This window comes from Bradyrhizobium sp. T-12, from assembly GCF_058314695.1.
In genome coordinates this window covers 6,633,643-6,646,513 of the sequence record NZ_CM177756.1, presented here as the reverse complement: position 1 = coordinate 6,646,513, position 12,871 = coordinate 6,633,643, and the positions used below count along the sequence as shown (strand labels likewise).

Sequence of the window (12,871 nt, the reverse complement as noted above, 5' to 3'; positions counted from 1 at the left end):
CACCACCTTCCGCTGTCATCACCCGCGAAAGCGGGTGATCCAGTACTCCGCGGCAGCAGTGTGACCCAACGACCGGCGCGGCGTACTGGATTCCCCGCCTTCGCGGGGAATGACAGTGGGTTGGAACGGCGTCCGGGGACTTACAATCTCCTCATTCCGCGCTAAACAGGGGCCGCCAACAAGGGACCTCGTATGCCACTCGCCGCTGTGCCGCGCCTGCTTGCAGCCGTGCTGCTCGCCATCGCCCTCTCCGCCTGCTCCGCGCGTCACCAGAATGCCGTAGCGGTGGGCGGCGACGATGACGATGCGGTCTGCCAGGGCCGCGGTTACGCGCAGGGCTCGCCGGAATACGTGGCCTGCCGCAAGGACCGTGACGTCCAGCGCAACGCCGCCACCGCGCGCGCCGACCGCCGCCAGCGCGACCTCGGCGAATACATGCTGAATCATCCCGAACGGCCCTGACATGATGTGCGGCACTATCTTGCCGCGCAATGCATCCCGCCTTCGTGGCTTTCGTGACACATCTGCAACGCCATGGCCAAATCGTGGCGACCTTGGCCTGAATTGATCAAGGTCAAATCCTTCAGCGGTCCCTTTCTGCTCTGACGCTCATGTCGCGCAACGACGCGCGAGAGAAGGCTGAAGGGGATTGAAATGCAGAGAACGACAAGAAACCTGGCGCGGCTTGCGACCGTTGGCGCGATGCTCGCGGGCACGCTTGCAACGGTGCAAGCTGCCGATTTGCCGGTTTACAAGAAGGCACCGCCGCCGGTGGAAGCCTTCAATCCGTGGATGGTGCGCCTGCGCGTGCTCGGCGTGTTGCCGGATGCCGGCGGCTCGACCGTCAATGTGGCAGGCGTGCCCTCGCTGTCCTCGCCGAACTCCGGCCTGTCGATCAGCGACCAGGTCGTTCCCGAGCTCGACATCAGCTATTTCTTCACCAAGAACATCGCGGCCGAGCTGATCCTCGGCGTGACGCGGCACTCGATCACCGGCACCGGCTCGCTCGCGAGCCTGCCGATCGGCAAGACCACGCTGCTGCCGCCGACGCTGACGCTGCAATATCACTTCGATCAGTTCGGCGCGTTCAAGCCGTATATCGGCGCCGGCGTGAACTACACCGTGTTCTTCAACAATTCCGCGGCCAATGCGCCGGCCGCGATCGCCGGTCCGCCCGCGATCGTCGCCACCACGACCAACCTGCATGTCAGCAACGCCTGGGGCGGCGCCGTGCAGTTCGGCTTCGACTACATGATCGACCGGCACTGGGGTCTCAACGTCGACGTCAAGAAGCTCTGGCTGCGCCCGGATTACAGCGCGACCGTCTCGGGCCTGCCGGTCACCGGCACCGCCCATATCGATCCGTGGCTGGTCGGCGCGGGCGTGACGTATAAGTTCTGAGGGCGTTGCCGATAAAAAGTATCCAGCGGCAACAAGTTCTGCTGTCGTCCTCGCGAGCGCGGGCAAAAACAAAAACGCGGCGGGTTTTCCCGCCGCGTTTGCATTCGATAATGAGTGTAAGAGAGAGGAATTACTCCTCCTCTTCTTCCTGCTTCTTGCCACCGAGCGTCTTCAGCTTGGCGAACACGGCATCGACGTTGAGGTCGTCGCTTGATCGCTCGGCGGGCTCGAACTCGTCCTTCTTCGTGGTCTCGGAGGCCGGCAGCAGCGTGGCGCCGCCATAGGCTGCGTCGATCGGCTTTTCCTTGGCTGCGCGCGCCACCTCGAAATCGAGCTCGATCTGCGAGCAGAGGCCGAGGGTGACGGGATCGATCGGGGTGAGCTGGGACGTGTTCCAGTGAGTGCGGTCGCGCACGCTGGCGATGGTGCTCTTGGTGGTGCCGACCAGGCGCATGATCTGGGCGTCCTTGAGCTCCGGATGGCTGCGCAGCAGCCAGAGGATGGCGCTCGGACGCTCGTGGCGGCGCGACACCGGGGTGTAGCGCGGGCCCTTGCGCTTGGGCTGCGGCGGCAGCACCACCTTGCTCTCCTGAAGGCGGAGCCGGTAATCCGGGTTCCTCTCGCCCTTCTCGATCTCCTCGCGGGTGAGCTGGCCGTTGGAGAGGGGATCCATGCCCTTGATGCCTTGGGCCGCATCGCCGTCGGCGATCGCGCGCACCTCGAGGGGATGCATCTTGGTGAAATCGGCGACCTGGTCGAAGGTCAGCGCGGTGTTGTCGAGCAGCCAGACGGCGGTCGCCTTGGGCATCAGAGGTGCGTTGCTCATGGCAAATCTCCTTTGTGCTTCGCCCACCCCTCTGGAGGCGAAACCGGTGGTCATCAGCGATGACAGGGAATTCGCGCTATATAAGCCCGGAGGGGGTAGCCACGCAATGGTTCTGCTATAGATAGTGCCTTGACAGCGCCCGAAAGGGGGCCCAATTCCCTTAGAACTCGCGGTATAGTTCAAGCCGACCGTTTTAAGCCCATTCCATCCATCGACCGCCCCTGCCGGAAGGCGAAACGGGTGATTCGGTCCCGAGATCGCTCAATGTCAGCCAAACCAGACCTCAAGATCGTGCTTTGTTCTCCCCGCGGCTTCTGTGCCGGGGTGGTCCGGGCGATCGACACCGTGGAACGGGCGCTCGATAAATACGGCGCCCCCGTCTATGTTCGCCACGAGATTGTACACAACAAGTACGTCGTCGACGGGTTGAAGAAGAAGGGCGCCATCTTCGTCGAGGAGCTCGCCGAGATCCCGGAAAACACCACCGCGCCGGTGGTGTTTTCGGCCCATGGCGTGCCGAAATCGGTTCCGGCCGACGCGCAGTCCCGCAATCTGTTCTCGCTGGATGCGACTTGCCCGCTGGTGACCAAGGTCCATCGCGAGGCCGCGATCCATTTCAAGCGTGGCCGCGAGATCTTCCTGATCGGCCACTCCCATCACCCCGAGGTGGTGGGCACGCTCGGCCAGCTTCCGACCGGCGCCGTGACGCTGATCGAGACCGCCGAGGACGCCAAGACCATCGCCCCGAAGGACCCCAACAACCTCGCCTTCGTGACCCAGACCACGCTGTCGATCGACGACACCGCGGAGATCGTGGCGCTCTTGAAGGAGCGCTTCCCCAACATCAACGGGCCGCACAAGGAAGACATCTGCTACGCCACCACTAACCGCCAGCTCGCGGTGAAGAAGGTGGCGCCGGTGGTGGACGCCCTGATCGTGGTCGGTGCGCCGAACTCGTCGAACTCGCAGCGCCTGCGCGAGGTCGCCGAGCGCGAGGGCTGCCGGATCGCGGTGCTGGCGCAGCGCGCGGCTGACCTCGACTGGGAGCGGTTCAGCAACATCTCGAGCCTTGGCATCACGGCGGGCGCCTCCGCGCCGGAGGTGATCGTCGAAGAGATCATGGACGCCTTCGCCGAGCGCTACACGCTGCATGTGGAGACGGTCTCGGCCGCGGAAGAGAACGAGTTCTTCCCGCTGCCGCGTCAGGTGCGTCCCGAAGCTGCCGCCGAGTAGACCTTTATGGCGGTCTACACCGACGTCGCCGCCGACGAGCTTGCGGACTTCTTGAGGCAATATGATCTCGGCGAATTGCTCTCCTACAAGGGCATCGCCGAGGGCGTCGAGAACACCAACTTCCTGCTGCATACCAGTCAGGGGTCGTTCATCCTCACGCTCTACGAGAAGCGCGTTGCGAAGAACGACCTGCCGTTCTTCCTCGCGCTGATGACGCATCTGGCCGAGCACGGCGTCAACTGTCCGCTGCCGGTGAAGGGACGCGACGGCGAGGCGCTGCGCGAGCTGTCGGGGCGGCCTGCGGCGATCATCACCTTTCTCGAAGGCATGTGGCCGCGCAAGCCGAACGTGGCGCATTGCGCCGGCGTCGGCGCGGGGCTGGCGAAGATGCATCTCGCCGGCGCGAATTTTGCGGTCCGGCGCGCCAACGCACTGTCGGTCTCGGGCTGGCGGCCGCTGTTCGACGCGGCCTCGCACCGGGCCGACGAGGTGCAGCCGGGCTTGCGCGCGTTCCTCGCGGCCGAGCTCGACCACCTCGAGAGCGGGGTCTGGCCGCAACATTTGCCGGAAGGGGTGATCCACGCCGACCTCTTCAACGACAACGTCTTCTTCCTCGGCGATCAGCTCTCCGGGATCATCGACTTCACCTTCGCCTGCAACGACATGCTGGCCTATGACGTCGCGATCTGCCTCAACGCGTGGTGCTTCGAGCCGGATCATTCCTTCAACGTCACCAAGGCGCGTGCCTTCCTCAACGCCTATGGCCGGGTGCGAAAGCTCTCGGAGGCGGAAGAGGCCGCGCTGCCGCTGCTGGCGCGCGGCGCTGCGATCCGCTTCCTGCTGACGCGCCTGGTGGATTGGCTCAACGTGCCGCCCGGTGCGCTGGTGAAGCCGAAGGACCCTCTCGAATATGTCCGCAAGCTGCGCTTCCACCAGAGCGTCACGAGCGTGCGCGACTATGGGCTGATGCCGTCGGGGCTGGTGGCGTGAGCGAGCGTCCCAATGTCACGATCTATACCGACGGCGCCTGCTCGGGAAATCCCGGGCCGGGCGGCTGGGGCGCGATCCTGAAGTTCGGCGACAAGGAAAAAGAGCTGAACGGCGGCGAGCGTCACACCACCAACAACCAGATGGAGCTGATGGCGGCGATCTCGGCGCTCGAAGCGCTGAAGAAACCGTGCATCGTCGATCTCTACACCGACAGCCAATATGTCCGGCAGGGCATCACCGGCTGGATCCACGGCTGGAAGCGCAATGGCTGGCGCACCGCCGACAAGAAGCCGGTGAAGAATGTCGAGCTATGGCAGCGCCTCGATGCCGCGCTGAAGCAGCACGAGGTGCGCTGGCACTGGGTCAAGGGCCACGCCGGCCACCCCGAGAACGAGCGCGCCGATCAGCTCGCGCGCGATGGGATCGTGAAGGCGCGGCTGCAGCAGCGGGTCGCGGAGTAGGGGCGCGCGCCTCGATCTCAATTGTCATCGCCCGCGAAGGCGGGCGATCCAGTATTCCAGAGACGGTTGTGATCGATCCGAGAATTCTCGGCGTACTGGATGCCCCGGTCGAGCCGGGGCATGACAGTGTCATTTGTGGCTAAGAGCGGTGCCGAAAGCTCAGAGCTGTCCGAGCAGCGTATCGCCGCCGGAGACCTCGACCTTGCCGGGCATCGCCTCGAGGTTCAGCTTCTTCACCACGCCGTCCTCCACCAGCATCGAATAGCGCTTGGAGCGGATGCCGAGGCCGTTGGCGGAGGCGTCGAGCTCCATGCCGATCGCCTTGGCGAACTCGGCATTGCCGTCGGCGAGGAAGATCGCCTCGTCCCGCTGGTCGGTGTCGCGCTTCCAGGCGTTCATGACGAAGGCGTCGTTGACGGAGACGATGGCGATGGTCTCGACGCCCTTGTCCTTCATGGCATAGGCGTTGAGGAAGATGCTCGGCAGATGCATCTTGTGGCAGGTGCCGGTGTAGGCGCCGGGCACCGCGAACAGCGCCACCTTCTTGCCCTTGAAGATATCGTCGGTGGTCTTCACCTGCGGGCCTTCCGCCGTCATTACGCGGAATTTCGCCTCGGGCAGCTTGTCGCCAATCTGGATCGCCATCGTCAGTCTCCCTGAAAATCGGTCCCGCTTTTTAGACCGTGCGGCGGGCCTGCACAATATTGCCGGCGGGGAAAGCGGCCGGGGCGGGGGGCCTTCACCGCGATGTCATCAGCCGGAAAAGCCGCCATTGTCGAGAAAGGCCTGCTCCTCCTCCGTGGTGTCGCGGCCGAGGAGGCGGTTGCGGTGGGGAAACCGGCCGAACCGCTGGATGATGTCGGCGTGCACCCGGGCGTATTTCAGGTTCTCGGCATGGTCAGCGCTGCTGGCGTTGCCGGCACTTTGAAACAGCGCGACGCAATGCAGCTGGTCGGGCAGGTGCTCCGAATGCATGAAGGGCAGATAGAGGAATTCGCGCAGGACCGGGTCGACACTGGTATCGACACCCCGGTCGATGGCGCGGCGGGCGACGTCGCGCGCCAGCGCGTCGCTGGCAAAGGCTTGCGGCGTGCCGCGAAACATGTTGCGGGGAAACTGGTCGAGCACGATGACCAGCGCGAGCGCGCCGTCGTCACTGTCTTCCCATGACGCCAGTTCGCCGGCGATCGCCTGCTGCCACAGCGCAAGAAAGCGGTGCCGGACCTCGGCGTCGAAAGCCTCGTTGCGCTCGTACCAGCGCTCGCGGCCAGCCTCGCGCCAGAAGGCGAGAATGCCCAATGGCGCGATGTCACCGACGTCCGTCATCAGCGGTGCGGCTTACGCCGCCTCGGCCTTCTTCTCGTCGCGCAGCTGCCGGCGCAGGATCTTGCCGACATTGGTCTTGGGCAGGTCGTTGCGGAACTCGATGTGCTTGGGCACCTTGTAGCCGGTGAGCTGCTCGTGACAGAATTTGATCACGGCCTCGGCGGTGAGGTTTTGATCCTTCTTCACCACGAAAGCCTTCACCGCTTCGCCCGACTTGGAATCGGGGATGCCGATCACGGCGCATTCGAGCACGCCCGGATGGCTCGCGATCACTTCCTCGATCTCGTTCGGATAGACGTTGAAGCCCGAGACCAGGATCATGTCCTTCTTGCGGTCGACGATCTTGGTGTAGCCCTTCTCGTCCATCACGCCGATGTCGCCGGTGCGGAAAAATCCGTCCGCGGTCATCACCTTGGCGGTCTCCTCCGGCCTGTTCCAGTAGCCCGACATCACTTGCGGACCCTTGGCACAGATCTCGCCGGGCTGCCCGAGCGGCACCTCGTTGCCGTCGTCGTCGCGGATCGAGATGTAGGTCGACGGCACGGGGATGCCGATCGTCCCCGTAAACTCGGTCGCGGTCGCCGGATTGCAGGTCAGCGTCGGCGAGGTCTCCGACAGGCCATAGCCTTCGGCAATGAAGCAGCCGGTGATCGCCTTCCATTGATCGGCCACGGGACGCTGCACCGCCATGCCGCCGCCGTTGGAGATCTTCAGCTTGGAGAAGTCGAGCTTCTTGAAGTCGGGATGGTGCATCAAGCCGTTGTAGAGCGTGTTGACGGCCGGGAAGCTGTTGACTTGGTATTTCGCCAGCTCCTTGACGAAGCCCGCGATGTCGCGCGGGTTGGGGATCAGGAGATTGCAGCCGCCGGCGCGCACCGCGAGCAGGTAGCAGGCCGTCAGCGCGAAGATGTGATAGAGCGGCAGCGCGCAGACGATCATGAGCTGATCGACATGCGGCGGCGCGGCCATCGCCGGCTGCAGCCAGGCGTCGTTCTGCAGGACATTGGCGACGATGTTGCGGTGGAGCAAAGTGGCGCCCTTGGAGACGCCTGTGGTGCCGCCGGTATATTGCAGGAAGGCGACGTCGCCGGGCGAGAGCTTCGGCTTGTTGAACGTCATGCCGCGTCCCGCGGACAGCGCGTCGTTGAAGGAGACCGAGCCCGGCAGCGACCATGCCGGTACCATCTTCTTGACGCGGCGGACGACGAGATTGACGATCACGCCCTTGAAGCCGAGCAGGTCGCCCATGCTGGCGACGATGACATGCTTCACCGCGGTCTTCGCGATCACCTGCTCGACGGTGTGGGCGAAGTTCTCCAGCACGATGATGGCTTCGGCGCCGGAATCCTTGAGCTGGTGCTCGAGCTCACGTGGCGTGTAGAGCGGATTGACGTTGACCACCGCGAAGCCGGCGCGCAGCACGGCCGCGGTCGCCACCGGATATTGCAGCACGTTCGGCATCATGATGGCGACGCGGGCGCCGCGCTGCAGCCCGCGGCCCTGCAAATAGGCAGCCAGCGCGACCGACATCTGGTCGAGGTCGCGGTAGCTGACCGACTTGTCCATGCAGATGAACGCCTTGCGGTCGGCGAACTTGGTGAAGCTCTCCTCCAACAGGTCGACCAGCGATGCGTACTGGGTCGGCTCGATATCGGCAGGCACGCCGGGCGGATATTGCTTGAGCCAGATGCGCTCCATGGAAAACTCCCCTCATTGACCTGAGCCCGTTGTGTCTCGGGCTTGCCTCATTGCCGCCAGTATCGAGCCTGCCGGAACGGGTGGCAAGCGGTCGACGCTTAGGGCAAAGGTTGGGGAGTGGCTACTGGAATCCGCGCGAAGTGCTGCCGCAGGTGCGAAGCCGGGCCGGATCGGCCGGCCCGCGCGGTTAACTGTTGTTGGCGGGTTTGGTCGCGGGCTTAGTCGCGGCCTTCGGCTTGGCCGGCTTCGGGTCGCCGCCCGCCGCAGGTTTCTCGGCGGGTTTTGCCGCCGCGTCATGCTTGGCGGCCGCATGCTTGGGCGGTGCCGGCTTCGCTGCAGTCTTGGAGTCGCTCTTGGAGTCGCTCTTGGAGTCGCTCTTGGCGTCGTTCTTGCCGTTGTTCTTGGCTCCGGCCGGCTTGGCATCCGGCTTTACCGCTGCCGTCCTGGTGTTCGCGTCCTTGCCGCCGTCTTTCGGCTTGTCGGCCGCATCAGGCTTCTTGGCGACGCGCGACTTCTTGCCACGCGGCTTGGACGCTGCCTGCTGATCGGCATCGGCCGCGACTGCCGCGATCAGGGCGGTGCCGGTGCGGGTCGGGCCGGTATAGACCAGCACGGGCTCGGTCGCCGCCGGCGCCGAGGCCATCAGTTCGGAGGCTTTCATCAGGGGTGGCTGGAGGCCGGCGGTGAAGAAGGTCACCTGGGCTTCGCCGCCGGTGGCCGAGGCCGATCCTGACGTGCCGCCATTGGCGGCGATCAGCGCATCGTCGTCGTCGCTGGCCGGCCGCTTGCGATGACCGCCGCACATCTCGTCGCGCAGGTTCGGCGGCGAGGCGTCGACCGGCACGAGGTTGTCGACCGTGCCGAGCGAGGGGCGCAGCCAGGTGAGATTGTCCTGAGCGAAGCCGCGTTCCAGCAGCTGCGCCGCTTTCACCGCGCGCGCGGTGCCGGAATTGGCGCCCAGCACTACCGCGATCAGCCGGCGGCCGTTGCGCGTCGCCGAGGCCACGAGATTGTAGCCGGAGGCGCAGATGAAGCCGGTCTTGAAGCCGTCGGCGCCGGGATAGCGGCCGATCAGCTTGTTGAAATTACCGGTCACGCGCTTGCCGAAGCGGATCGCCGGGATGTGCACGAAATATTCGTACTCCGGCAGGTCGCGCAGGAACGAGCGCGCGAGGATGCCGAGGTCGCGCGCCGACGTGATCTGGCCATCGGCGGGCAGGCCGTTCGGATTGACGTAGCTGGTCTGCGTCATGCCGAGCTTCTTCGCGGTGTCGTTCATCATCGCGGAGAAGCCGTCGATCGAACCGCCGACGCCTTCGGCGAGCACCACGGCCATGTCGTTCGCCGACTTGACCATCATCATCTTCAGCGCGTTGTCGACGGTGAGCTGCGTTCCCGGACGGAACCCCATCTTCGAGGGCGATTGCGAGGCCGCCGTCGGAGATACCGTGAGCAGCGTGTCGAGCGTCAGTCTGCCGTCCTTGACCGCCTTCAGCGTCACATAGGCGGTCATGATCTTGGTGACGGAGGCCGGATACCAGGGAATGGTCGCGTTATCCGCCTGTAGCACCTTGCCGCTGTCGGCCTCGATCAGCAGCAGCGCTTCGGCGCTCGCAGCGCGCGGCGCAAGCAGCGCGGCACAGGCGAGGCTCGCAGCAAACAGGTTGAACAAGGATTTGCGAAGCAGCGGGCGTAGGGCGTGCACTATCCGATTCCGGTCCTTGGAGACCCGCTGTTCCAGGCGGCTCTCGTGATCTGATTGTCGGTTCTGAAATCCAGCGCCGCCGCTTGCGGCGCCGCAAACCTATACCGGCTGATGCGTCGAGAATAGGGGGCCGGGTGCGGTATTCCGCAATGAAATAGGCCGAATTTCGACGGTGCTGTCGGGACTTGCTACGGGGATTTGGCTGCCGTCGCGGCAGCCTCAGAGGCCGTCACGCTGGCCCGTGCGGTTTCATGGACCATGAACTGGGCCCTGGCGAGCTCGGCAAAATGGCCGCCTTTGGCCACGAGTTCATCGAAAGTTCCACTTTCGATCACGCGGCCATTCTCGAACACCAGGATCCGGGTGGCGTTGCGGATGGTGGAGAGGCGATGGGCGATCACGAAGGTGGTGCGTCCCTTCATCACTTCGTCGAGAGCGGCATTCACCTTGGCCTCGGTGACGGCGTCGAGCGCGCTTGTCGCCTCGTCCAGGATCAGGATCGGCGGGTCCTTCAGCAGCGCGCGGGCGATCGACAGGCGCTGCCGCTCGCCGCCGGACAGCATGCGGCCACGCTCGCCGGCATTGGTCTCGAAACCGCCGCTGCGCTCGATGAATTCGAGCGCCTGCGCGCGCTCGGCCGCCTTGCGCATCTCGGCCTCGGTCGCATCCGGCTTGCCGACGCGCAAATTCTCCGCGATCGAGCGGTTGAACAGCAGCGCTTCCTGGAACACGACGCCGATGTTCCGCCGCAGCGAGGTCAGCGTCACGCCGCGCACGTCCATGCCGTCGATCTTGATGAAGCCGGACTGCGGATCGAAGGCGCGATGCAGCAGGGCAATCGCGGTCGATTTGCCGGCGCCGGTCGGGCCGACCAGCGCGATGGTCTGGCCGGGCAGCGCGGTGAAGGTGAGATCCTCGATCGCCGGCCGCTTGCCGTCATAGGAGAAGGTGACGTCGTTGAACTCGACGAGGCCGGACAGCCTGCCGGCATCGATCGCGTCGTGACGATCGTGCACCGCGGGCACGGCGTCGAGCACATTGAAGAACTCGCGCAGGCGCGGCGCTTCCATGAACACGTTGTTGATGAAGCTCACGACCTGCTCCAGCTTCTGGATCAGGAGCGTGGCGAAGCTCACGAACATCACGATCTCGCCGACCGAGGTGAGGCCCTGGTCGTGCAGGGCGATGCCGAGCGTGAAGATCGCCAGCACCGTGATGGTGGTGGAGGCGCGCGTGATGACGGTGACGAGCGCCCACCACGACAGCACCGGCATCTGGGCTTCGAGCAATTGGTCGGCGACGGAGCGCAGCCCCTTCACCTCGGATTCGACGCGGACGAAGCTCTGTACCAGCGCGACGTTGCCGAGCGCATCCGAGGCGCGCGCGGAGAGCTCGCTGTAATGCTCCTCGACCTCCATCTGCATGCCGAAGGTCTTGCGTACCACGAAGGTGGTCAGGGCGGTGAAGACGATGCAGAGCACGAACAGCAGGATCGCGAGCCGCCAGTTCAGGTAGAGCGACAGCGGCAGCAGCACCACGACCGAAAGGATCGCGGCAAAGTGCTCGCGGAAGAAGCCGAGCCACAGTCGCCACAGGGCGTCGGTGCCGTTGAGCATCACTTTCATCAGACGGCCCGAATGGGTGCCGGAGTGGAAGGTCAGCGGCAGTTGCAGGATGTGCTCGAAATAGTCGGTCAGCACCGCCTGGCGCTGGCGATGCGAGAGCCGGTCGGCCTGCAGAGCCACGAGCGCACTGCACAGGATGGTGAAGAGCCCGAATGCGACCCAGGCGACCAGGAACGGCCAGGCCGAGTTCGAGCCGGCCACCGTCTTGCCGGAGAGCACGTCGACGATCCGGCCGAACAGCACGGGTTCGGCGAATTGCGAACCCGCCAGCAGAAGATTGGCGACGGCGAGCAGCCAGCCCAGCCGCGCCTCCCTGCCGAGCAGCTCGAGAACGCGGGTATAGAGACGGAGGATGGACATGCGGACGACAGACTCGAGCGGATGACGGAGCCCTTATTCTAAGCAGGGATCGCGCGCGAGATATAGCGAAAGCTGGCGGCTTTGCTCAATTGATCAACCGCCCCGCGACCGGCGGCAGGAATTGGGCGTCGAAGATGTCGGCTGCAGTTGGCCGCTTGCGGAATTTGAGGTCCTGCGCGATCTGGTCGATCGAGCGCTCCAGGCGCACTGGCTCAATACCGCCGAGACCGTTGCGCTTGACCTCGTCGGTCAGGATGTTGTCGGCGAGGACGGCGCGCAGGCGCTCCAGCTCCAGGGCGCGGTCGCCGTCGTCGATGCGGCTCGCGGCCTCGTCCGCCGCACGCGCCGGCTCCTTGACGGTCGCGGCGACGCCGGCGATCAAGGCGCGAATGAAGCCCTTCACGGCATCCGGCTTTGCTGCGGCGAAGGCGGCATTGACCACCACGGCGAAGCCATAGGCCTCGCAGCCATAATCGGCATAACGCAGCACGACGAGATCGGCTCCGGGCACGCCGCGATCGCGCAGGTTCACCGCCGACAGATAGCTGAAGCCCGCGACGGCATCGACCTGTCCCGCGGACAGGATCGGCTCGCGCACCGCCGCGCTGATCTTGTGGAATTTGACGCGCGATGACTTGATGCCGTTGTGCTGCGCCAGCGCCGGCCACAGCCGCATCGACAGATCGCCGTCGGCAACGCCGACGGTCTTGCCGTCGAGATCCGGTAACACATGGATGCCCCGGCTGCTGCGCGCCACGATCGCGTAGGGCGCGCGATTGAACAGCACGAACACCGCCTTGACCGGCGCGGCGTCCTCCTTGTCGCGATACCGGATCAGCTCGTTGATGTCGACGAGCGCAAGCTCGCTCTCGCCTTTGGCGACGCGCGCGAGCGCTTCCGGCGATCCGCTCGCGCTGCCAAAGGACACGTTGAGACGCTCGGCGCCGAACCTGCCGTCCTTCGCCGCAAGGAAGAACGGCGCCATGCTCGCGTCGAACGGACGGTCGAAGGTGAAGTGAATCGCAACGGACGACGGCGCAGGCGTCTCGGCCGCGCTGACACCGCGTGTGATCAGTGTCGCAAGCGAGATCGAGAGGGCCAGCAGGCAACGAAGCGCGATCGTCCGAAATTCCGACATCAGTTGCGCCGGCCCCGCATTGTTGTGGTTTCGTGACGCTTGCAGCGCCGGCCAGCGACACCGTGCGCGCGCCAACATGAACGGAGGATGAGCGGCGGTTGCGTCACG

At 65.0% G+C, this 12,871-nt stretch carries 12 protein-coding genes; 5 read left to right on the top strand and 7 right to left on the bottom strand.

Annotated features, from left to right (window positions below; genetic code table 11):
• The first annotated feature begins 192 nt into the window (after nt 1–192).
• Both AC0WRY_RS31645 and AC0WRY_RS31640 read left to right on the top strand, forming a co-directional pair.
• Entirely contained in the window at nt 193–462 is a 270-nt protein-coding gene (locus tag AC0WRY_RS31645; RefSeq protein WP_491122322.1) for a hypothetical protein, read from the top strand.
• A gap of 192 nt (nt 463–654) precedes the next feature.
• The gene (locus AC0WRY_RS31640; protein WP_194404632.1) at nt 655–1,401 is read left to right on the top strand and encodes an OmpW/AlkL family protein; all 747 of its coding nucleotides are present in this window, start codon (nt 655–657) and stop codon (nt 1,399–1,401) included.
• 130 nt (nt 1,402–1,531) lie between these two features.
• On the opposite strand, the gene AC0WRY_RS31635 is transcribed toward AC0WRY_RS31640, so the two are convergent.
• Nucleotides 1,532–2,227 carry a DUF1013 domain-containing protein gene (locus AC0WRY_RS31635; RefSeq protein WP_194404631.1) on the bottom strand — a complete coding sequence of 232 codons (696 nt, stop codon included), beginning with the start codon at nt 2,225–2,227 and terminating at the stop codon, nt 1,532–1,534.
• Nucleotides 2,228–2,491: 264 nt separating this feature from the next.
• On the opposite strand from AC0WRY_RS31635, the gene ispH reads away from it, so the two are divergent.
• From ispH to rnhA, 3 genes are read left to right on the top strand one after another with little or no spacing between them, the layout of a single operon-like run.
• Nucleotides 2,492–3,460 (top strand): 4-hydroxy-3-methylbut-2-enyl diphosphate reductase, encoded by a 969-nt coding sequence (gene ispH / locus AC0WRY_RS31630; RefSeq protein WP_194404630.1) that lies wholly within the window; start codon nt 2,492–2,494, stop codon nt 3,458–3,460.
• A gap of 6 nt (nt 3,461–3,466) precedes the next feature.
• Complete coding sequence (locus tag AC0WRY_RS31625; RefSeq protein ID WP_194404629.1) at nt 3,467–4,450, top strand: homoserine kinase; 984 nt, start codon at nt 3,467–3,469, stop codon at nt 4,448–4,450.
• Nucleotides 4,447–4,911 carry a ribonuclease HI gene (gene rnhA, locus AC0WRY_RS31620; RefSeq protein ID WP_491122321.1) on the top strand — a complete coding sequence of 155 codons (465 nt, stop codon included), beginning with the start codon at nt 4,447–4,449 and terminating at the stop codon, nt 4,909–4,911. The genes AC0WRY_RS31625 and rnhA overlap by 4 nt, the downstream gene beginning before the upstream one ends.
• Before the next feature lie 159 nt (nt 4,912–5,070).
• On the opposite strand, the gene AC0WRY_RS31615 is transcribed toward rnhA, so the two are convergent.
• From AC0WRY_RS31615 to AC0WRY_RS31590, 6 genes are all read right to left on the bottom strand, one after another.
• The gene (locus AC0WRY_RS31615) at nt 5,071–5,556 is read right to left on the bottom strand and encodes a peroxiredoxin (protein ID WP_194404626.1); all 486 of its coding nucleotides are present in this window, start codon (nt 5,554–5,556) and stop codon (nt 5,071–5,073) included.
• A 108-nt stretch (nt 5,557–5,664) separates the two neighbouring features.
• Nucleotides 5,665–6,237 (bottom strand): DUF924 family protein, encoded by a 573-nt coding sequence (locus AC0WRY_RS31610; RefSeq protein ID WP_491122320.1) that lies wholly within the window; start codon nt 6,235–6,237, stop codon nt 5,665–5,667.
• A 12-nt stretch (nt 6,238–6,249) separates the two neighbouring features.
• Nucleotides 6,250–7,935 carry a long-chain fatty acid--CoA ligase gene (locus AC0WRY_RS31605; RefSeq protein ID WP_194404624.1) on the bottom strand — a complete coding sequence of 562 codons (1,686 nt, stop codon included), beginning with the start codon at nt 7,933–7,935 and terminating at the stop codon, nt 6,250–6,252.
• A gap of 187 nt (nt 7,936–8,122) precedes the next feature.
• Nucleotides 8,123–9,640, bottom strand: coding sequence for a D-alanyl-D-alanine carboxypeptidase family protein (locus AC0WRY_RS31600; protein WP_491122319.1), 1,518 nt, complete (start codon nt 9,638–9,640; stop codon nt 8,123–8,125).
• A gap of 188 nt (nt 9,641–9,828) precedes the next feature.
• Entirely contained in the window at nt 9,829–11,625 is a 1,797-nt protein-coding gene (locus AC0WRY_RS31595; protein WP_194404622.1) for a glucan ABC transporter ATP-binding protein/ permease, read from the bottom strand.
• Nucleotides 11,626–11,710: 85 nt separating this feature from the next.
• The gene (locus tag AC0WRY_RS31590) at nt 11,711–12,763 is read right to left on the bottom strand and encodes an ABC transporter substrate-binding protein (protein ID WP_491122318.1); all 1,053 of its coding nucleotides are present in this window, start codon (nt 12,761–12,763) and stop codon (nt 11,711–11,713) included.
• Nucleotides 12,764–12,871: the final 108 nt, after the last annotated feature.